General features: G+C 67.7%; 15 protein-coding genes. 12 read left to right on the forward strand and 3 right to left on the reverse strand.

All coding sequences use genetic code 11. The annotated features are described in order from the left end of the window. On the reverse strand, window positions 1-2,022 hold the full coding sequence (locus tag IMZ29_RS10055; protein ID WP_216183325.1) for a PhoX family protein: 2,022 nt from the start codon (window positions 2,020-2,022) through the stop codon (window positions 1-3). A 156-nt stretch (window positions 2,023-2,178) separates the two neighbouring features. Between IMZ29_RS10055 and IMZ29_RS10060 the strand changes: the two genes are divergently transcribed. After that, window positions 2,179-3,150, forward strand: a complete 972-nt coding sequence (locus IMZ29_RS10060) for a threo-3-hydroxy-L-aspartate ammonia-lyase (RefSeq protein WP_216183327.1) — start codon at window positions 2,179-2,181, stop codon at window positions 3,148-3,150. 141 nt (window positions 3,151-3,291) lie between these two features. On the opposite strand, the gene IMZ29_RS10065 is transcribed toward IMZ29_RS10060, so the two are convergent. Continuing rightward, window positions 3,292-3,771: a dihydrofolate reductase gene (locus IMZ29_RS10065; RefSeq protein ID WP_216183329.1), complete on the reverse strand. Its 480-nt coding sequence runs from the start codon at window positions 3,769-3,771 to the stop codon at window positions 3,292-3,294. Between the two features lie 137 nt (window positions 3,772-3,908). Between IMZ29_RS10065 and IMZ29_RS10070 the strand changes: the two genes are divergently transcribed. From IMZ29_RS10070 to IMZ29_RS10080, 3 genes are all read left to right on the forward strand, one after another. Next, window positions 3,909-5,105, forward strand: coding sequence for a calcium:cation antiporter (locus tag IMZ29_RS10070; protein ID WP_216183331.1), 1,197 nt, complete (start codon window positions 3,909-3,911; stop codon window positions 5,103-5,105). A 75-nt stretch (window positions 5,106-5,180) separates the two neighbouring features. Beyond that, window positions 5,181-7,472, forward strand: coding sequence for a hypothetical protein (locus IMZ29_RS10075; RefSeq protein ID WP_216183333.1), 2,292 nt, complete (start codon window positions 5,181-5,183; stop codon window positions 7,470-7,472). Between the two features lie 182 nt (window positions 7,473-7,654). Continuing rightward, the gene (locus IMZ29_RS10080) at window positions 7,655-9,337 is read left to right on the forward strand and encodes a toxin-antitoxin system YwqK family antitoxin (protein WP_216183334.1); all 1,683 of its coding nucleotides are present in this window, start codon (window positions 7,655-7,657) and stop codon (window positions 9,335-9,337) included. A 108-nt stretch (window positions 9,338-9,445) separates the two neighbouring features. On the opposite strand, the gene katG is transcribed toward IMZ29_RS10080, so the two are convergent. Beyond that, the gene (gene katG / locus IMZ29_RS10085; RefSeq protein WP_216183336.1) at window positions 9,446-11,692 is read right to left on the reverse strand and encodes a catalase/peroxidase HPI; all 2,247 of its coding nucleotides are present in this window, start codon (window positions 11,690-11,692) and stop codon (window positions 9,446-9,448) included. Window positions 11,693-11,900: 208 nt separating this feature from the next. Here katG and IMZ29_RS10090 point away from each other — a divergent pair, with 208 nt between their 5' ends. From IMZ29_RS10090 to IMZ29_RS10125, 8 genes are all read left to right on the forward strand, one after another. Continuing rightward, on the forward strand, window positions 11,901-14,555 hold the full coding sequence (locus tag IMZ29_RS10090; RefSeq protein ID WP_216183338.1) for an excinuclease ABC subunit UvrA: 2,655 nt from the start codon (window positions 11,901-11,903) through the stop codon (window positions 14,553-14,555). An 8-nt stretch (window positions 14,556-14,563) separates the two neighbouring features. Continuing rightward, the gene (locus IMZ29_RS10095) at window positions 14,564-15,010 is read left to right on the forward strand and encodes a hypothetical protein (protein ID WP_216183340.1); all 447 of its coding nucleotides are present in this window, start codon (window positions 14,564-14,566) and stop codon (window positions 15,008-15,010) included. 12 nt (window positions 15,011-15,022) lie between these two features. Further along, the gene (locus IMZ29_RS10100; RefSeq protein ID WP_216183342.1) at window positions 15,023-15,856 is read left to right on the forward strand and encodes a thymidylate synthase; all 834 of its coding nucleotides are present in this window, start codon (window positions 15,023-15,025) and stop codon (window positions 15,854-15,856) included. 136 nt (window positions 15,857-15,992) lie between these two features. Next, window positions 15,993-16,793, forward strand: a complete 801-nt coding sequence (locus tag IMZ29_RS10105; protein WP_216183344.1) for a helix-turn-helix transcriptional regulator — start codon at window positions 15,993-15,995, stop codon at window positions 16,791-16,793. A gap of 72 nt (window positions 16,794-16,865) precedes the next feature. After that, window positions 16,866-18,584 carry an AMP-binding protein gene (locus IMZ29_RS10110; protein ID WP_216183346.1) on the forward strand — a complete coding sequence of 573 codons (1,719 nt, stop codon included), beginning with the start codon at window positions 16,866-16,868 and terminating at the stop codon, window positions 18,582-18,584. Further along, on the forward strand, window positions 18,577-19,392 hold the full coding sequence (locus IMZ29_RS10115; RefSeq protein ID WP_216183347.1) for an enoyl-CoA hydratase/isomerase family protein: 816 nt from the start codon (window positions 18,577-18,579) through the stop codon (window positions 19,390-19,392). Before IMZ29_RS10110 ends, IMZ29_RS10115 begins: the two co-directional genes overlap by 8 nt. A gap of 22 nt (window positions 19,393-19,414) precedes the next feature. Beyond that, entirely contained in the window at window positions 19,415-20,335 is a 921-nt protein-coding gene (locus tag IMZ29_RS10120; protein ID WP_216183349.1) for an SDR family NAD(P)-dependent oxidoreductase, read from the forward strand. A 103-nt stretch (window positions 20,336-20,438) separates the two neighbouring features. Next, entirely contained in the window at window positions 20,439-21,296 is an 858-nt protein-coding gene (locus IMZ29_RS10125; protein ID WP_216183351.1) for a sulfurtransferase, read from the forward strand. Window positions 21,297-21,317: the final 21 nt, after the last annotated feature.

Below are 21,317 nucleotides of genomic sequence, written 5' to 3' on the forward strand. Positions count from 1 at the left end.
TCAGGTCCCGACCACGCCGCCGTCGTTCTTCCAGATCACGACGGTGGCCGAGCGCGGACGGCCGCCCTCGCGGGTGGGCCACTGCGAGAAGGCCAGCGGATCATCCTGCGGCGCGGCGGCCGGCTTGCGCGGGTGACTGCCGTACTCGCCCGGGTGCTGCACGTTGATGAAGACGTACTTCTGGTCCGGAGTCCAGGTGATGCCGGTGATCTCGCAGCCCGAGGGGCCGACGAGGAAGCGGCGGATCTCGCGCGTGGCGGGATCGGCCACCAGCATCTGGTTGTTGCCCATGCCGGCGTAGGCACCGGTATTGGCGAACGAACCGTCCGTCTGGATCCACAGCCGCCCGTCGTTGTCGAACGCGAGGCCGTCCGGGCTGTTGAACATGTTGTCGGCGTTGACGTTGTCCGAACCCTTGTTCAGGCCCGTGCCCACGACCGGGTTGCCGGCCAGCACGAACAGATCCCACGTGAAGGCGAGCGCGGCCGGATCGCCGTTCTCTTCGCGCCAGCGGATGATCTGGCCGTAGACGTTGTTGGCGCGCGGGTTGGCGTCGTCGGTGTTGCCTTCGCGGCGGCCGCTGTTGTTGGTGAGGGTGAGGTAGGGCTCACGGGTCTCGGGGTGGACGTTGACCCACTCCGGACGGTCCATCGGCGTGGCGCCCACGGCGTCGGCGGCCAGGCGGGTCTTGACCAGCAACTCGCCCATGTCGGCAAAGAGATCGCCCAGGGTGCGGCCGTCGGTGGTGCGGGTGGCGAGCACCAGCGGGATCCACTCGCCCGCGCCCATCATGTCGTTCTTGGTCGGGCCGTCGCCAAAGCGCGCGACGTACAGCGTGCCGGTCTCGAGCAGGTTGCGATTCAGCGCGGGGGTAGCGGCGTCGAACTTGTTGTCCGAGATGAACTTGTAGACGTAGTCGTTGGCCTGGTCGTCACCCATGTACACCACGACGCGGTTGTCGTTGGCAAAGGTGGCGGCGGCGTTCTCGTGCTTGAAGCGGCCCAGCGCGGTGCGCTTCTTGGGGGCGCTGGAGGGATCGAAGGGGTCGATCTCGACGATCCAGCCGAAGCGGTTGGATTCGTTGGGTTCCTTCACGTAATCGAAGCGGGCGTCGAAGTCTTCCCACTTGTAGCCCGAGCGCTGCGCGGACAGGCCATAGCGGCGCTGCTGGGCGTCGCGGCTGTCGGCGCCCGACAGGGTGCCGAAGTAGCCGTTGAAGTTCTCTTCGCAGGTGAGGTAGGTGCCCCACGGCGTGAAGCCGTTGCCGCAGTTGTTGACCGTGCCAAGCACCGACGTGCCCGACGGATCGGCGCTGGTCTGCAGCAGGCGGTGGCCGGCGGCCGGGCCGGTCAGGACCATCGGCGAATTCAGGTGCAGGCGACGGTTGTAGCGCGACGGGATCACGACCTTCCACTGGCCGCCCTCGAGCTTGACGTGGGCCACGGTGATGCCATGGGCGTGCTGGCCCTTGCGCACGTTGTCCAGCGTCCACTTGCCTTCGACGCCCGGCTCGATGCCCTTGGCGTAGAAGAACTCGTCGTTCAGGTACTCGTGGTTCATCACCAGCAGGCCTTCGGCGCTGTTGCCCTCGGCCAGCGGGAAGAAGTGCATGCCGTCGTGGTTGTCGCCGAACTGCAGGGCCTGGGCGGCGCCATCGTTGCTCGCGTTGGGTTGCCAGGCGGGGCTTTGCGGGAAGAGCGGATCGCCCCAGGCACAGAAGACCTGGTGGCTGTAGCCCGTGGGCAGCGTGATGGCGTCCCCCGTGTTGGCGGCCACCTGCGTGAAACCCAGCATCGTCTTCGGCGGGGTGGGCGTGGGCGTCGGGGTCGGCTCGGGCGTGACCGTGTCGTCATCACTGCCGCCGCCACAGGCGGCCAGGCTCGCGCCCATGAAGCCGACGGCACCAAGACCCAGGCCACGCTTCATGAAGCCGCGGCGCGACACGATGCCGGCGACGATGTCGTTGAAGTGCCGGGTCTGCGTCGGGTTGGTGGAGGGGCTGTCCAGATCGATATTGCTCATGGGCGATGTTCCTGGTGCGTTGCGCTCGGGGCGAGTCGGGGCGGACGATACGCAGCCAGGATTGCGCTGTTGTGGCAGAAATATGGCAGAACTGTGACTGCCTGCGCGGCGCGAGGCGTGGCAGACTGATGCCGTTGTCATGGAGAGTTCACGATCATGTCGCTGTCTGCGCTTCCCACCTTCGATGATGTCCAGGCCGCTGCCGCTCGCCTGGACGGTCACGCGCACCGCACGCCCGTGCTGCGCTCGCGCACCCTGGACGAGGCGCTGGGCGCCCAGGTCTTCTTCAAGTGCGAGAACCAGCAGCGCATCGGCGCCTTCAAATTTCGCGGCGCGTTCAATGCCTTGTCGCAGTTCGATGCCGCGCAGCGGCGGGCGGGTGTGGTCACCTTCTCGTCCGGCAATCACGCGCAGGCGATCGCGCTGTCGGCGCGGCTCCTGGGCATGCCGGCGGTGGTCGTCATGCCGCACGATGCGCCCGCCGCCAAGCGCGAGGCTACCGAAGGTTATGGTGCCGAGGTGATCGGCTACGACCGCGTCAAAGAGGATCGCCTCGCCATCGGGCGGGACCTCGCTGCGCGCCGCGGCCTCACGCTGATTCCGCCCTTCGATCACCCTGACGTGATCGCAGGACAAGGCACCGCCGCACACGAGCTGCTGCAGGACGTGGGCGCGCTCGACGCGCTCTTCACCCCGCTGGGCGGGGGCGGGCTGTTGTCCGGCACCTGCCTGGCTGCGCGCGCCCACGCACCCGACGTCCGGCTGTACGGCGTGGAGCCCGAGAGCGGCAACGATGGCCAGCAGTCGCTGCGCGCCGGTCGCATCATCAGCATCCCGACGCCCGCCACCATCGCTGACGGCGTGCAGAGTCAGTCGCTGGGCGAGCTCACCTTCGGCATCATCCAGCGCGACGTGACGGATGTTCTGACGGTGACTGAGGAAGAGATCGTCGCCGCCATGCGGTTCCTGGCCGAACGCATGAAGCTGGTGGTCGAGCCGTCCGGATGCCTTGGGCTGGCGGCCGTGCGGCAGCTCGGCGAGCGCCTGCGCGGGCAGCGGGTGGGCATCATCCTGAGCGGCGGCAATGTGGACATGGCCCGTTATGGGGCGTGGCTCGCGGCGGCGTGAATGTGCTCTACCCATGGCGACATGGGCAGGCCGGCGGTGGCGCTATCGCCTGAGCCAAGGGGGGCGATGCGCCCCACGGCTGCGGGGCCAGGGTGTCACGACCAGCATGGGCCGCGGTGTTGCCATGCGACGGCAGGAGGGTCAGCCGCGCACGTAGGTCACGAAGTCGAACGTGATGCCGTTCTCCGCAGGCTGCGGCTCGCGGGCCGCCTCGCGCCAGCCCTCGGGCAGCGGCGGGAACCACGTGTCGCCCTCGACGTCCTCGTGGATCTCGGTGGCGATGAGGCGGTCGGCGAGCGGCAGTGCGAGCGCGAAGATCGCCTCGCCGCCGATCACGAAGATCTCCTCGGCGTCGTGGCAGGCTGCGAGTGCATCGGGCAGGCTGGTCACCACGGTGGCGCCCTGGGCGGCATAGCCCGGATCGCGGCTGATCACCACGTTGTGCCGACCCGGCAGCGGGCGGCCCAGCGATTCCCACGTCTTGCGGCCCATCACGATCGGCTTGCCCAGCGTGGTGCGCTTGAAGTGTGCAAGATCGCTCGGCAGCCGCCAGGGCAGGGTGTTGTCGCGGCCGATCACGCGGTTGCGGGCGTAGGCGACGATGAGGGAAAGCTGGGGCATGGCAGGACGTGGGGCAGACGCGACCGCGCGGGCCGGGGCCGCCACTATAGCGCGCGTGCACAGCCTTGCCGACGCGCTCGGGCATGTGCCATGCTGGGTGCCCCGGCGCGCTGTCGCGCCGTCCGCCCCTGCTACCCGTGTCCGCCCTCCTCGCTCGTGAACGTCTGCTCCTCTTGGCCATCGTCGCCGGCCTGATCGCTTACCCGTTGGAGCATGTGCTGCTCGAGAGCGGACGCATGGTGGCCTTGCTCGGGGCCGCCGCACTCGTCGCCGCCATCGTCTGCGCCTCGCTGCGGGTGGCGCACCATGCCGAGATCCTCGCCGAGAAAGTGGGCGACCCGTACGGCACGATGATCCTCACGCTCTCGGCCGTGCTGGTCGAAGTCATCGTGCTCGCCATCGTCGTCACCCACGATGCCTCGCCCACGCTGGTGCGCGACACCATCTACGCCGCCGTGATGCTGGACATCAACGGCATCCTCGGCCTCGCCGCGCTGATGGGCGGCCTGAAGCACGGCGAGTTGTCCTACAACGACGATTCGGGCAAGACCTACGCGGTGATGATCCTCACGGCCATGGGCATTTCGATGATCGTGCCCGAGTTCATCCCGCAACAAAAATGGCAGGCCTATTCGGTCTTCACGATCTTCGCCATGCTGATGCTGTATGCGCTTTTTCTGCGCATGCAGACCGGGCCGCACAGCTACTTCTTCAGCTATGCCTACCCCGAGAAACGCCGGCGCAACCGTGGCCGCAAGCTCGGCGTGCTGCTGCAGGCGGCGCCGGCGCGCGCCCAGGCAGACGACGCCGTGGGCGCCGATGACGCGGCGAGCGTACCCGCGAGCCCTGCGGATGCCGAGGATGACGACGAGCCGCCTGTCACGACCCGCACGGCCATCCTGACGCTGGTCGCCGGCGTGGTCGTGATCGGCGCGCTGGCCGAGGTGATGTCCGCGAGCCTGAATGTGGGTATCGAAGGCCTGGGCACGCCACCCATCCTCATCGCGCTGGTGGTGGCCACCATCTCGGCCGGCCCCGAGATCCTGACCGCCCTGCGCGCGGCGCTCGCCAACCGCATGCAGTCCGTGGTGAACATCGCCATGGGCGCATCGTTGTCCACGGTGATCCTCACCGTCCCCATCATGGAAGCCTGGGCGCTGTACCTGGGCGTGCCCTTCCAGATGGCCATGACCCCGGTGCAGACGGTGATGGTGGCGCTCACGCTGATCGCCGCGGCCATCAATCTGGGCGACGGCCAGAGTAACGCCATCGAAGGCATGACCCACTTCGTTCTGTTCGCGACGTTCCTGATGCTATCGGGCCTGGGCTTGTAGGCCCGTCGTCCCCTTTTGGCACGTATCGGCGGCTGATACCATCGGGGGCCCATACACGCGCTGGAACCCTCGGTTTTGCTCTGGACTCGACGTCGCCTCTCCCTCTCTGCCCTCTTCCTCTTCCTTGTCCTCCTGGTCGTCTGGCTGGCCTGGACCCCCCTGCGTGACGCGCTCGATCCGCGCGTGCTCACCCTGCCTGAGCCTGGCGGCGAGCGCACCTATTTTTTGCAGACGAGTGGCAGCATCGCGGCCCAGGGTTCGCGCCGAGCCGCCCAGATCCAATCCGAACTCGTGGTGCGGCAATCGCTACGCGCCGAGGGTGACACCCGCATCATGCGCGCCGAGCCGCTCTATCTGCATGTCTCGACGGATCGGTCCTCTGCCGACACCATCAACAGCCTGAGCGATACGCAGGCCCAGCAACGCCTGCGCGAGTTGCTGGCTCCGGGTGTCGACGTGGAACTCGACGAGGCAGGGCATCCCGTGGCGGCGCGCCTGGTGGCCGAGGACGCGTGGAAGGCGCTGCTGGACAAGGGGGATCTCCCAGCATCCGCCGCCAACCACGAGGAAGTCATGCGTTCGCTCGTGCGCGAGGACTGGGGGCCAGCCGCCTTCGCCAGCGTGGACCTGCCGGCCAAGGTCGGTGCCACGCAGACCCTTCCCGCGCGCGCACCACTGCCGGCGCTGCGCCTGGAGGTCGTGGACGTCTCCGACGATGTCGTCACGCTGAACCTGGCACAGGCCGAGGGCGATATTCGGGTGGATGGCCGGTTGCGCATCGAGCGCGAGACCGGCTGGGTGCAGTCGCTGGCGCTCACCATGGCGGGCGAGCTGCCTGCGTCCGGGGGCGACGAGACGTCGCACCAGACCATGCGTTTGCTGATGCGTCCGCTGGACGACCCGGGTTACGGCGCCCTGGAGTTCCTGGGCGAATACCCTCCGATGATGGCGCAGCCAGGCGACTTCACCCTGTTCACGTTGAAGCCGGCAAGCCTTGATCAGAGCGTGGCTGGCGACGTGCATGAGTTCGTGGCCAACGACCGCGGTCTGGACGTGTTCCTCGACAGTGCTTCCCTCGATCATGATGTCGATCCCGGTCGCCTCTGGCTGAGCGATGTCGTGGCCTACGGCGCGCGGGGTGAGCCCCTGGATCTCGCGTTCCTCACCACAGGCCAGGTCAGGGCCGGTACGGAACGCGACGGCACGCGCTATCGGCTCGTGCCCCTCACCTGGGACCACGCATTGATGGCCCGGATCGACCGCATCGAGGCCCGCGTCAACCACCTCGACGAAGGCGACCCCGCCCGCATCCTGCTGCCGCTGCAGGATGAGCCTACGGTGCTGCGGGAGGGGGCATCGACGGTCACGGCGCAGCCTGCCGACGCGCTTGGCGAGTGGGATGTCACCATCAAGAACGCGGAGGGTGACTTCATCTTCATGGACATCACGAGCGCGCCGCCAGCAGGTCAGTGGCACGATCTCGAATCCGTGCCGGGCACGGAGCGTCCCCTGGCAGACACGACGCTCTTGCGCATGACCCGTGGCGGCGATCTGTTTTCGACGTCGACCTATGCCTTCCGCTATCGGGTGGATGACCCGTCCCGAGGGCTGCCACTCGCCTATTGGGCAAAACCTGAGCGCGCCGAACGCATGGTCACCCTCGTCACGGGCGAGGCGCGCTATGCGATGCTGGACAGGCCATTGCCACCTCGGCGGATCCCGGCAGATGCCGTGGCCGAGGCGTCATCAGACTGGACGTGGGACACCCTGGTGCCCACTGGCATCGAACGCAACGAAATTCGCTTCGCGTTGCCGCCCGCCGTGGCGCAGGCATGCCGCCTGGGGAGCGAGGCACCCGATGAGGCTGGAGTGGCGCTCACCTGGCAGCAGAGCGACCCCGCGCCCGCTCCACGGCAACTCAATCTCTTCTCGAAGGAGCAGACGGGCGACGCCTTGGCGCATTACCAGATTAAAACGCAGGACGGCGTGCGATCCGTGTTCTATGGTATCGAGGCCAAGGTCACGCTGGCTTGCAACGGCGAGCCGGGGTGGCAGTCACTGGAATTGCCGCAGCAGGATCCGGGCTGGATGGTGCCCCTTGAGGCCGTGCAGGGGCAGACACCCATCAAGGACAGGGAGGCCCTGTGGACGATGGTGCGGGTGCGCGATCAGGGTGGTGCCGTGATGCTGCCGCTGCCCAATGCCCTGGACAAGCTCGAGGCGAATCAGGACGAGCTGACGCTCGAGGATTATCTGCACGACGGACGGCTGCGGTTTGCACGTCCGGTGGCGTCCGTCGAACGGCTTGCGTTGGACGGGGAGCCCGTCGCGCGAGAGTGGACCGTGCAATTGGAGGCCCTGCCATGAGAATGACTTCACTCTGGACGGCCCTGGCGCTGAGCTTTTTCGTGACCGTGCCCGCATGGGCGCAGGGGCAGCAGCCCGCGCATACGGCCGACGCAACCCAACCCGCTGACGTGACTCAGTCTGCCGTCGCGGTCGTTCCCGCTGCCGTGGATGGAGCCGCCAATGTGGCTCGACCGGACAACGTGGCCGAACCCGCCGAGGCAACCGAGGCCACTGACGCTCCGGAGCCGGCGGCGATTGCTCCGGCCCTGTGGCTCGACGGTGACTATCGCCCCGTGGCACGCGAGGATGCCGAATTTGGCGGCGAGCTGGAGGCCAACGAGGATGACGCCTGGACGTTGCATGTGCTGGATCTGGACAACGGGCGTCGCAGAGCGTCGCTGACGCTGGATGGCCCTGATCCCGCGACCGCTTCGCATGCCGGTCGATTTCAGACGTATCACGACAACGGCCAGCCGCGCACCGTCGGCGAGTATGACGACCAGCGCCACTTTACCGGTGTCCTCAAGGGATTCAATGACGAGGGCGTGCAGCTGTCCCGCATCGAGGTGCGCGGCAATGATCGACACGGCAAGGACATCCGCTATCACGACGATGGCAAGACCGTGCGCAGCGAGACCGACTTTGTCGACGGCAAGCAGCACGGTACCCATCGAGCCTACTTTCCTGGCGGCGAGGGTGCGCTGAGAACGCAGGCTCACTTTCGTGAAGGCAAGCGGCACGGGGTGTTGCGTCACTATTACCCCAACGGACAGCTGCGTAGCGAGTTGACCTACGAGGACGGCACCGTCGAAGGGGCCTCGCGCCGCTGGGCCCAGGATGGCACGCTCACGCGTGATGAAACGCTGCGCAACGGCAAGCCGATCGGCGAGTCCAGGCATTTCCACAATGACGGAACGCCCCGGCGGGTGGTCATCTACGACGATGAGGGGGCGCGGCAGAAGGACACGCGGTTCTACCCCGACGGCCAGGTGCAGCGCGTCTGGTCTCAGGAAACCTTCGAAGGCAAGCCCGTGCAAGCTGAACGCCGCTTTGCCAGAGATGGCCAGATCCTCAGCGAGACCCTTCGTTCCGAAGACAGGCGCCACCGTTGGGTGAAAGGGTGGGGGGCAGACGGCACCCTGCGCCAGGACATCTACTACCTGGACGGCAGCCCTGATGGGCTGGCGCGCCGGATGACCGGGCGCAATGGCTACTCGCTGACCGAGTATGCCGATGGCAAGCGCCATGGCAAGTTCGAGTCTCACCGGGACGGCAAGCTGTTCGAGCGTGGTGAATACCACGAAGGCCAACGCACGGGCCGCTGGGAGCGGTACGAAGACGACACGGTACGGGTCTCTGAATACAACCGGGAAGGTCGTTCGCATGGCGAGGTCAGTCTCACCGTGGCGGGCGAACTGCGCCGCTTCGAGACATATCGCCACGGCGTGCGCCACGGTCGCTATGAAATGCGCAACAGCGACGGCGTGGTTCGCGAGCGAGGCAACTATGTCGATGGCGAGCGCGATGGTCCATGGATCGTCGCATTGCAGGATCTGCGCCTTGAGTCCGAGGCAATGGTGAGCATGGCGCAAGGCGAGTACCGCTTGGGCAAGCGCGTCGGCACCTGGGAAGCGCGACTGGGTCCGGGCTATCTGATCGAACGCGTGACGTTCAATGACGAAGGCGAGCGGCATGGGCCGATGTACCGCTTCGCCGAGGATGGCCGTCTGCTCATGCATGCGACGTTCGTCAACGGCATGGCCAATGGTCGGTACATTCAGAACGAGCCCGACGGCACGCCGCGCACCGATGGCATCGTCAAGGACGATCGGCTCGTCGAGGATTATCTGGAGGACGACGTCTCCGCGGGTGCTAGCGGGTGAGCCGCTGAGCGGATCGTTGCCAGGGCCGTCGGTGCGCGGCGCCTGTCCTCTGTACGAAGAGGGCCGCCCGAAGGCGGCCCTCTTCATCTCACCTGCCGTGGGGGGCGATCACGCCAGGTCGAATCGATCCAGATTCATCACCTTGGTCCAGGCCGCCACGAAGTCGTGCACGAACTTCGCCTGTGCATCCGCGCTCGCATACACCTCCGCCACGGCGCGCAGCACCGAGTTCGAGCCGAACACCAGATCCACGCGGCTGCCCGTCCAACGGCGCTCGCCGCTCTCGCGGTCCACGCCCTCGAAGGTGCCGGCCATGGGCGAGGTTGCCTTCCACTCGGTACGCATGTCGAGCAGGTTGACGAAGAAGTCGTTGGTGAGCGTGCCCGGGCGATCCGTGAAGACGCCGTTTGCGCTGCCCTCGTGGTTCGCGCCCAGCACGCGCAGGCCGCCCACCAGCACGGTGAGCTCGGGTGCCGTCAGCGTGAGTTGCTGGGCCTTGTCGATCAGCACATGTTCCGCGCCGGAGGCGATGCGCGCGCCGCTCACGTAGTTGCGAAAGCCATCGGCACGCGGCTCGAGCGCGGCGAAGGATTCGACGTCGGTCTGGTCTTCGCGCGCATCGACGCGGCCCGGGGTGAACGGCACGTCGATGCTCACGCCGGCGGCCTGGGCCGCTTGCTCAATGCCCACGCCGCCTGCCAGGACGATGAGATCGGCCAGCGACACCCGGCGGCCACCGTCGGCCTCGCGGTTGAACGCGGTCTGGATGCCTTCGAGCGTCTGCAGCACCTTGGCGAGCTGCTGCGGCTGATTGACGGGCCAGTCCTTCTGGGGGGCGAAGCGGATGCGGGCGCCATTGGCACCACCGCGCTTGTCGCCACCCCGGAAGGTGGAGGCCGACGCCCAGGCAGTCGACACGAGCTCGGCCACGCTCAATCCACTGGCGGCAATCTTCGCCTTCAGGGCGGCCACGTCGGCTGCCTGCACGGGCAGATGGTCTGCCTTGGGCAGCGGGTCCTGCCAGACCAGGTCTTCCTTCGGCACTTCCGGGCCCAGGTAGCGCGACTTCGGGCCGAGATCCCGGTGCGTCAACTTGAACCACGCGCGGGCGAAGGCCTCGGCGAACGCCTGCGGATCCTCCAGGAAGCGGCGCGAGATCTTCTCGTAGGCCGGGTCCACGCGCAGCGACAAGTCGGTGGTCAGCATGCGCGGACGGCGCTTCTTGGCGGGGTCATGCGCGTCGGGGATGATCTCGCCGGCATCCTTGGCCACCCATTGGTGGGCACCCGCGGGCGACTTCTCCAGTTCCCATTCGAACTTGAAGAGGTTCTCGAAGAAGTTGTTGCTCCACTGCGCGGGCGTCGTCGTCCAGGTCACCTCCAGGCCGGAGGTGATGGCGTCGCCTGCCTTGCCTGAGCCAAAGCTGCTGTGCCAGCCCAGGCCTTGCGCGGCCAGGTCGGCGGCTTCGGGGTCGTCACCCACGTGCTCGGCCGGGCCGGCGCCATGGGTCTTGCCGAAGGTGTGGCCGCCCGCGATCAGGGCCACGGTCTCCTCGTCGTTCATGGCCATGCGCGCGAACGTGTCGCGGATGTCGCGAGCGGCCAGGAGCGGATCGGGATTGCCGTCAGGGCCTTCCGGGTTGACGTAGATCAGGCCCATCTGCACGGCGGCAAGCGGGTTCTCCAGATCCCGGGTGTGCGTGTCGCCATCGGCGTCGTCATCGGTCACAAGCGCGTTGTGGTCTTTCCCCGTGCCATCGGATCCATGCGCATAGCGCTTGTCGCCGCCCAGCCAGGTCGTCTCCCGGCCCCAGTACACGTCTTGGTCGGGTTCCCAGGTGTCTTCGCGGCCACCGGCAAAGCCGAAGGTGCGAAACCCCATGGTCTCCAGGGCGACGTTGCCAGTGAGGATGAGCAGATCGGCCCAGGAGATCTGCTGGCCGTACTTCTGCTTGATCGGCCACAGGAGGCGGCGCGATTTGTCGATATTGACGTTGTCCGGCCAGCTGTTGAGCGGCGCGAAGCGCTGCTGCCCGCGGCCACCGCCGCCACGGCCGTCCTGGATGCGATACGTGCCGGCGCTGTGCCACGCCATGCGGATGAACTGCGGCCCATAGTGGCCGAAGTCGGCGGGCCACCAGTCCTGCGAGGCCGTCATCAGGGCGCGCAGGTCGCGCTTGAGCGCGTGGTAGTCCAGCTTCTGGAATTCGGCGGCATAGTCGAATGCCTCGCCCAGCGGGTTGGATCGGGTCGAATGCTGGTTCAGCAGATCCACGCGCAGCTGGTTCGGCCACCAGTCACGAATGCTCGTGCCGCTGCCGGCGGCGTGGAAGGGACATCGGGATTCATGGGACATGGCGTCGGCTCCGGTCATGGCGTCAGGGCGGTGAAGGCCGTGTGGCCCTGGGCTTATTGTCGAGGTCTCTAGCCTACCCACGTGCCTTCGATTGGTAAAATCAAATTAAACGAATCCAAGAATAGCGTTTGCCTATTTCAAGGGCGTCTGAGTGGCTGGCACGCAGGCTGCGATGCACGAGGCATCCCACCCACGGTCTCGTCGTCGCATGCCTCAACGTCCCGCTGCCTCCCGCCCCTTCGATGCCCTGGTCCGCGTGCGCGGGGCACGCGAGCACAATCTGAAGGACGTGGACGTCGATATCCCGCGGGATTGTCTCGTCGCCTTCTCCGGCATCTCGGGCTCAGGCAAGTCCTCGCTCGCGTTCGGCACCCTGTACGCCGAGGCGCAGCGCCGCTATCTGGAGTCCTTGTCACCCTACGCGCGGCGGCTGATTGATCAAGCCGGCGTGCCGGACGTGGACACGATCGACGGTCTGCCGCCAGCCGTGGCGCTGCAACAGCAACGCGGCAGCACCAACGTGCGCTCCACCGTGGGCAGCGTGACGACGCTCTCGAGCCTTCTGCGCATGCTGTATTCGCGCGCCGGCACCTATCCGCCCGACGCCCCCATGCTGTATGCGGAGGATTTCTCGCCCAACACACCGCAGGGCGCGTGTCCGCGCTGCCATGGGCTGGGGTCCGTGTACGAGGTGACCGAGGATTCGATGGTGCCGGACCCCTCGCTCACCATCCGCGAGCGCGCCATCGCCGCCTGGCCGCCCGCCTGGCACGGACAGAACCTGCGCGACATCCTGGTGTCACTCGGCTATGACGTGGACCGCCCCTGGCGCGATCTGCCGAAGAAGGACCGCGACTGGATTCTCTACACCGAAGCGCAGCCGACCGTGCCGGTGTATGCCGGGCTGTCGCCGGCCGAGACCGCCAAGGCGCTGCGTCAAAAGCGCGAACCGAGCTACATGGGCACCTTCACCGGTGCGCGTCGGTATGTGATGCACACCTTCGCCACCACCCAGAGCGCGCTCATGAAGAAGCGCGTGTCGCGCTATCTGGTGGGGCAGGCATGCCCGGTGTGTGACGGGCGCCGCCTGAAGCCCGAGGCGCTGGCCGTCACGTTCGCCGGTCTGGATATCGGCTCGCTGGCCAAACTCCCGTTGGCGCAGGTGGGCGAGTTGCTGCGTCCGGCCGCGCAGGGTCAGTTCGATACCCCCGCACCCCAGAAGCCCCGCAGCCGCGCGGCCAGCCAGCGTGACGCCGCCCAGCGCCTCGCCGCCGGGGGCGCGGCCCATGCCGGCAGCCCGGACGTACGCCGCACGCCGGACCTGTCCGAGGAAAAGCGCGTGGCGGCGCAGCGCCTGGCTGCGAACCTGTGCGGGCGCATCGACAGCCTGCAGGCGCTCGGCCTCGGCTATTTGTCGCTGGATCGGACCACGCCTACGCTCTCGCCGGGCGAGCTGCAGCGGCTGCGCCTGGCGACCCAGATCCGGGCCAATCTCTTCGGGGTGGTGTACGTGCTGGACGAACCCTCGGCCGGCCTGCACCCGGCCGATGGCGAAGCCTTGCACGACGCGCTGGATCAACTGAAGGCCGCGGGCAACACCGTGTTCGTCGTGGAGCACGATCTGGAGACCTTGCGCCGCGCCGACTGGATCGTCGACGTGGGGCCCGGCGCCGGCCAGCATGGCGGCCGGATCGTCTACAGCGGGCCGCCGCAAGGCCTGCGCGACGTGCCGGAATCCGTCACCGGGCAGTACCTCTTCGCGCCGCCCGACGCCGCCCCGCGCGAGCTGCGCACGCCGGCGGGCTGGCTCGCGCTGGCTGGCATCACGCGCAACAATCTCCAGGGCGTGGACGTGCGCGTGCCGCTGGGGGTGTTCACCGCGGTCACGGGTGTGTCGGGCTCGGGTAAATCCAGCCTCGTGAGCCAGTCGCTGGTCGAGCTCGTCGCGGGCCATCTGGGGCAGGCGGCTGCCGACGAAGACGACGACGACGGCCTGCAGACGGTGGCAGCACCGACCGAAGGGCGCATTGCCGCCGGGGCCGAGTCCATCCGTCGTCTGGTCAATGTGGATCAGAAGCCGATCGGCCGCACGCCGCGCTCCAATCTTGCCACCTACACGGGCCTCTTCGACCACATCCGCAAGCGCTTTGCGCAGACGCCGCTGGCGCGCAAGCGGCGCTACAGCGCCGGGCGCTTCTCCTTCAACGTGGCCCAGGGCCGCTGCGAGACCTGCGAGGGGGAGGGCTTCGTCCAGGTGGAGCTGCTCTTCATGCCCAGCGTGTATGCCCCGTGCCCGACGTGCCATGGCAGCCGCTTCAACGCGCAGACGCTGGAGGTGCGCTGGGAGGGCCACACCATCGCGGACGTGCTCGCCATGACCGTGGAGGAAGCGTTGGCGGCATTCGCCGGTGAGCCGCCCGTGCATCGCCCGCTCACCGTGCTGCGCGACATCGGCCTGGGCTATCTGCGGCTCGGCCAGCCGGCCACGGAGCTGTCCGGCGGCGAAGCGCAGCGCATCAAGCTCGCCACCGAGCTGCAGCGCAGCCAGACGGGCCGCACCCTCTACGTGCTGGACGAGCCCACCACCGGCTTGCATGCCGCTGATGTGGATCGCCTGATGCGGCAACTGCACGGCCTGGTCGATGCCGGCAATACCGTGATGGTGGTCGAACACCACCTGCGGGTGATCGCCGACGCCGACTGGGTGATCGACCTGGGGCCAGGGGCGGGTGCTGCCGGTGGGCGTATCGTGGCCGAGGGCCCGCCCGCTGCGGTGGCGCGCAGCCAGGACAGCGCGACGGCGCCGTACCTCAAGCGCTGGCAGGCTCGCCGGGGTGATCGAGGCGCCGCCGGCACCCGCTAAAATGCCGCATGACCCCGTCGTTCCCCATCCGTCAGGAATGCCCGCCCGGCGCCTGTACCTGCGAGCGCGAGCGCGTGCTGGCCGATCCGCAGGCCGACGCCCGCGTGCTGATGCTCACCCGCGAGGAAGAAAAGCGGCTGGTGCAGCGGCTGGAGGCCCTCGAGTCCCTGGCTGACCTGCGCCGCGTGGAAGGCAAGCTGCAGGCGCAACTCGGCATCGTGCTGCGCATCACGCCCAGCGCGCGCGGCGTGCGCACGGTGCGCGGCATCGCCATCGAAGTCGAGGCCATGCCCGGCCTGTGCCGCAAGACGCGTCAGACCTTGCCGGCGGCGATCCGCCGCAGCTTCGAGCGCAATCCCGACATCGTCTACGCCTTGCTGGACGCCGAGGGCCTGGGCGGGACGGCCAGCCTCTTTGGCGACGAAGGAACCTGGGATGACCCGACAACCCGCTGACAGGGTGCCTGCATGAAGCAATACCTCGATCTCCTCACCGACATCCTCGAGAACGGCGAGACCAAAGGCGACCGTACCGGCACCGGCACGACGTCGGTGTTCGGCCGACAGATGCGTCACCGTCTGGCGGACGGTTTCCCGCTGCTCACCACGAAGCGCCTGCACTTCAGGAGCATCGCCAACGAACTGATCTGGTTCCTGAGCGGCAACACCAACATCGGTTGGCTCAACGAGAACGGCGTCACGATCTGGGATGAATGGGCCACGCAGGACGGCGAGCTCGGCCCGGTCTACGGCAAGCAGTGGACGGCCTGGCCGACTCGCGACGGCGGCACGATCAACCAGATCGACTACGTCGTGCAGACGTTGAAGACCAACCCGAACAGCCGCCGCATCCTCTTTCAGGGCTGGAACCCGGAATATCTGCCCGACGAGCGCAAGAGCCCGGTGGAGAACGCCGCGAGCGGGCGCATGGCGCTGCCGCCGTGCCACCTGCTGTACCAGTTCTACGTCGCCAACGGCAAGCTCTCGTCGCAGCTCTACATCCGCAGCTCGGACAGCTTCCTCGGCCTGCCCTACAACATCGCCTCGCTCGCGCTGCTCACGCACATGCTCGCCCAGCAATGCGATCTGGTGCCGCACGAGATCGTGGTGAGCATTGGCGACCTGCACGCCTATTCCAACCATCTCGAGCAGATCGCCCTCCAGCTCACGCGCACCCCCAAGGCCCTGCCGCGCCTGAACCTCCTGCGCAAGCCGGACTCGATCTACGACTACCGCTTCGAGGATTTTCAGATCGACGGCTATGACCCGGATCCCGGCATCAAGGCGCCGATCGCCGTCTGACGCGAGCCGGGCGGTGCCTGGGCACCGCCCGATGCAGTAATCTTGAGCCCAAGGACACCGGCGTTCAGACCGGTCGGATTGACGTCGCGGGAAGGAGGAGGGTTGCGCCCTGCCTTTCACGGCGTCGGGAGCAGACATGAGACAGTGGCTTGCCACCCAAGGGCGGGGTGCGTCGCCGGACACGATCGTGTCCCTGATCGATGCCATCGGCACGCGCGGGTTCGCGGGCTCGGTGCTGCAGGCCATGCAGACGCTCATTCCCGCCGGTTCCTGGAGCGCCTACCAGATCGGTGCCCAGTGCGCCCCCCGCCTGTACTTCTCCGCCAGCCGCGATGCGCCGGACCGCACCGTGCGCTGTTGGCAGGCCTATCTCTCCGGTCCCCATGATCGCGACCGTACCCTGTACTGGGACGATGCTGGCGCGGGTGGCACTTTCCTGTCGCACATCACGTCCGGCGAGATGCCGCCCGAGCACCGAGAGCGCGTCTATGAGGCCCACGGCATGGCCGAGCGCATCTCGATCGTGCAGCAGCGCGACGACGGCCCGGTCTTCGCCGTCAACTTCTACCGGCATCGGGACCAATCCGCGTTCAACGACCGGCACCTGGCCGCGCTGGACGATGTCGGCCCCATGCTGCTCGCGCTGGCGCGCAAGCATGCCGAGCTCATGCCGCCCGACTGCTCCCAGCGCGACTGGGTGCCGTACTGGCGTTCCCGTCTGCAGCATGACGTCTCGCGGCTGACCGAGCGCGAGATGGACGTGTGCGCGCGTATCCTGGCAGGCTGGAGCCTGGACGGCATCGCCGCGGACCTGGGTGTGACCCTCACCACCGTCAAGACTTACCGCCAGCGCGCCTTCGCGCGCATGGGCATCCGCTTTCGCAACGAACTCTTCTCCCGTGCAGGCACCGGCAATCCCCCGGCTGTCGTCATCTAGGAGGACAGCATTCGGTGAGCATGGCGCCACTATGATGCCTTTCCTTGTGCGGCTTTTTTTCAGGGGCAGGAGATGGCGATACGGGGCGATGCTTCGATCTGGGAGCCGGAGTCAGAAGGCACGGAACTGCTGGATCTGACGCTGGGTGACTTGCTGGATCAGCAGGCGCAGACCTATGGCGATCAGGATGCGGTCGTCTACCGCTACCCGGAAGACGGCCTGGAACTGCGCCTGGGATTCCGGGCGCTGCGCGATCGGGTGGATGAGGTTGCCCGCGGATTGCTGGCGCTGGGCGTGCAGGCAGGCGACAAGGTCGCGGTGCTCGCCACCAACGTGCCGCAATGGCTGCTGCTCGAGCTTGCCGTGCCGAAGATCGGCGCTGTGCTCGTCACCGTCAACACGAACGCGCGCTTGAGTGAGCTCGACTACCTGCTGCGCCAGGCCGAAGTGCACACGGTGCTGCTGATGGCCGAACACCGGGGTAATCGTTACTACGATGCGCTCGCCAGCCTGGTGCCGGAACTCGCCACGCGCGCCGATGGGGATAGCGAGCCTCTTGCATGCGCGGCCTTCCCGAGCCTGCGCCACGCCGTGCTCATCGGCGCGGATACGGGGTGTCCTGGCCTGATGCCGTTCGATGCCATGGTGGCGCAGGGCGCCTGCATCCCGGCCAAGGAGCTCGAGGCGCGGCAGGCCGCCGTGCGTCCCGATGACGTCTCGCAGATCCAGTTCACCAGTGGGACGACGGGCGCTCCCAAGGGCGCCATGATCACGCATCGCAGTACCTTGAACAACGCGCGGCTCTTTGGCCTGCGCGCGGGCTATCGACCGGGTGACCGCATGGTCACCGCCATGCCGTTCTTCCACACCGCCGGCAACGTCGTCGACGTGCTGGGGCTGCTGGCTCATGGCGGCACGCTGGTGAAGGCCATCCAGTTCGATCCGCTGAAGCTGCTGCAGCTCGTGGAGCAGGAGCGCGCCACGATCCTGCACGGGGTGCCCACGATGTTGATCGCCATGCTGCAGCATCCGCAGGCGTCAGCGATCGATACCAGCACGCTGCGCCTGGTGCTTTCGGGTGGCACGCCGATCCCGGTGCCGGTATTGGAGCAGGTCAAGCGGGAGTTCGGCGCGGATCCGGTCATCGGCTTTGGCATGACCGAAGCGAGCCCCATGGTCACGGGCACGCTGGCCAGCGACAGCTTCGAGCTCAAGTCGTCCACGGTGGGCAAGCCGCTCGCACACGTGTCGGTGCAGATCGTGGATGGGGACAACCAGCCCGTGGCGCTGGGCCAGGTGGGCGAGCTTCTCGTGAAGGGCTTCGGGGTCATGAAGGGCTACTACCGCATGCCCGAGAAGACGGCCGAGACCATCGATGCCGACGGCTGGCTGCACAGCGGCGATCTCGCCACGATGGATGCCCAGGGCTACATCCGCATCGTCGGCCGCATCAAGGACATGATCATCCGGGGCGGCGAGAACGTCTACCCGGCCGAAGTCGAGGGCTTTCTGATGCGCCACCCCGCGATCCGCCAGGCCCAGGTGGTGGGCATTCCGGACAAGTACATGGGCGAGGAATCGGCGGCGTTCATCCAGGTGCGCGAAGGCCACGCGCTGGATGCGGCCGAGGTCGAGGCCTACTGCCGGGCCAATGTGAGCCGGCACAAGCTGCCGAAGTACATCCGCTTCGTGCAGGAGTATCCGCTCACCCCCAGCGGCAAGGTCAAGAAGTTCGATCTGCGCGAGCAATTCATCGCCGCGCTGCGTGAGGAGGGTGTGAGCGATGTCTGAGTCCCTGCCGCTGTTGTACGAGACATCCGGGGCGGTGGCGATCTTCACGCTGAACCGGCCGCAGGCGCGCAACGCACTCACGCCAGAGCTTGTCTGCCGACTGGCCGATGCCGTTCGGGACTTCCTCGAAGACCCGGCGCTGCGGGTGGGCGTGCTCACGGGTACCGGCGACAAGGCCTTCTGTGCCGGCGGCGACCTGGGCACCATGCTGCCGTTGATGAGCGGTGAGCGCGCGCCGGCGGACGACTGGGATCGCCGGGTACTCGAGGAGCCCTTCGTCATGGCCGCGTCCAGCCTGCGCGATTACCCGATCGACAAGCCCCTTATCGCCGCGATCAACGGCCCCTGCCTGGCGGGCGGCATGGAGATGGTGCTGGGCACGGACATCCGGATCGCGGCCGAGCACGCGATCTTCGGCCTGCCCGAGGTGCGGCGCGGGGTGATTCCGTTCGCGGGATCGCTGGCCCGCCTCACACGCCAGATACCGCATGCGCTCGCCATGGAGCTGCTGCTCACGGGTGACACCTTCACCGCGGAGCAGGCGCTGCGCTTCGGGCTCATCAACCGCATCGTGCCGGCCGCGGACGTGCTGCCCCAGGCCATGGCACTCGCGCAGCGCATTGCCGAGAACGGGCCCGTGGCGGTGCAGGCCGTCAAGCGCACGGTGCGCGAGAGCAGTGGCTTGCCGCTCGCGCAGGCGTATGCCCTGGAGGACGAGGCCAAGCGCATCGTCATGGCCTCCGAGGATGCGCGCGAAGGCCCGCGGGCGTTCATGGAAAAGCGCCCGGCGCGCTTCACCGGCCGCTGAGGCCAGGCAAAGGACATCCAGCATGAGTCACAACAACACCATCGATTTGTCAGGACAATCGGCCATCGTCACGGGCAGCGGCCGCGGCCTGGGGCTGGCCTTCGCACAGGCCCTGGCCCGGGCTGGCGCGGGCGTGGTCATCAACGACGTGGATGCCGAGGCCGCTCAGCAGGCCGTCGACAGCATCACGGCTGAGGGCGGGCGTGCCGTGGCCGAGGTGGTCGCGGTCGGCTCGGCTGACGCCGCCGATCGCCTGGTCGCACGAGCCGTCGAAACCTACGGCCGACTCGACCTCATGTGCACCAACGCCGGCGTGTTGCGCGACCGCGTGCTCTGGAACATGTCGGACGAGGAGTTCGACCTGGTGACGCAGACCCACCTGCGCGGCACCTTCACCTGCGCACGCGCTGCCGTGCGCCAGATGCGTGCGCAAGGGCACGGCGGGCGGATCGTGCTCGTCAGTTCCATTTCGGGTCAGCGCGGCAAGTTCGGCCAGGGCAATTACGCCGCGGCCAAGGGGGGCATCGCGGCCATGGCCCGTACCTGGGCCACGGAATGCGCGCGGGCCGGCATCACCGTCAACGCCATCGTTCCCGTGGCGATGACGCAGATGGTGGCCACCATTCCCGTCTTCGCGCCGTTTGCCAAAGGCGTCGCCCGTGGTGAGCCGTTGCCGCCATCGTTGCGTCAAGGCTTGGGTCTGGGCATGCCCGAGGATGTGGCGCCGTTGCTGCTCTTCCTGGCGTCGAGCCAGGCCGCGCACATCACCGGCCAGTGCATCGGCATCGGCGGCGACAAGCTCTCGCTGTGGTCGCAGCCCACGGAGGTGCGCGTGGCCTATCGCGACGGCGGCTGGGATGCCGAGTCCATCGCCCGCACCTGGGCGCAGGGTGTCGGCCAGCAGCTCGAGCCGTTCGGCGACGACATCAAGCTGCCCGAGTGAGGGCCTGCGGGCGCCGCCACGGCGGTAACCGGGGCCGGCGCTGACGTTCTGGCCTGGATCTTGCAACAGGATGTCCATCGGCAACATCTTCAGGACATCCACCATGATGACAACCCTCATCGACGCACCCTCGCTGGCGTCGCGTCTGGACCGCGGCAGCGTGCGCGTCTTCGACGTTCGCCACGATCTGGCCAACCCCGCCGCAGGCTGGCTGGCGCACCGCGAATCCCGCGTGCCCGGGGCCGTGTTCCTGGACATGGACGCTGATCTGTCGGGCACGCGCACCTCCGGCAATGGTCGGCATCCCTTGCCTGATCGCGCCGCCTTTCACACGCTGATGTGCGAGGCCGGCGTGGGCGAAGACGACCTGGTGGTGGCCTATGACGCCCAGGCCGGCGCCATGGCCGCCCGCCTGTGGTGGATGATGCGCTGGCTGGGGCATGCCCGCGTGGCTGTGCTCGACGGTGGCTGGCAGGCCTGGCGCAGCGCGGGGTTGCCCGTCGAGGACGTCGCTCTGACGCAGGTGCGCGAGCTTCCTGGCGAGTGCAGCCGCCCGTTGCCGCTGGGTGACTCCCTGGTTGGCGCCGTCGATGCGGACGCGCTCGTCACCAATCTGGAAACGGCCGAGTGGCTCGTGCTCGACGCTCGGGCCAAGGCGCGCTATCTGGGCGAGATCGAGCCCATGGACCCGGTGGCAGGGCACATCCCGGGCGCACTGAACCGGCCGCACACCACGAATCTCGATGCGGGCGGCCGTTTCAAGACGGCCGATGCCCTGCGCCGGGAGTTCGGTGCCCTGATGGACGGCCGTGACCCCATCGACGTGGTGCACCAGTGCGGATCGGGCATCACGGCCTGCCACAATCTCATCGCCATGGAGCATGCGGGCCTGCACGGGTCGCGTCTGTATCCCGGTTCGTGGAGTGAATGGTGCAGCGATCCGCTGCGCCCGGTGGCCTGACGCGCAGGCGGATGTGGCGGC

The organism is Verticiella alkaliphila (genome assembly GCF_018904615.1).
In the GTDB taxonomy this organism is placed as follows: Bacteria; Pseudomonadota; Gammaproteobacteria; order Burkholderiales; family Burkholderiaceae_B; genus Verticiella; species Verticiella alkaliphila.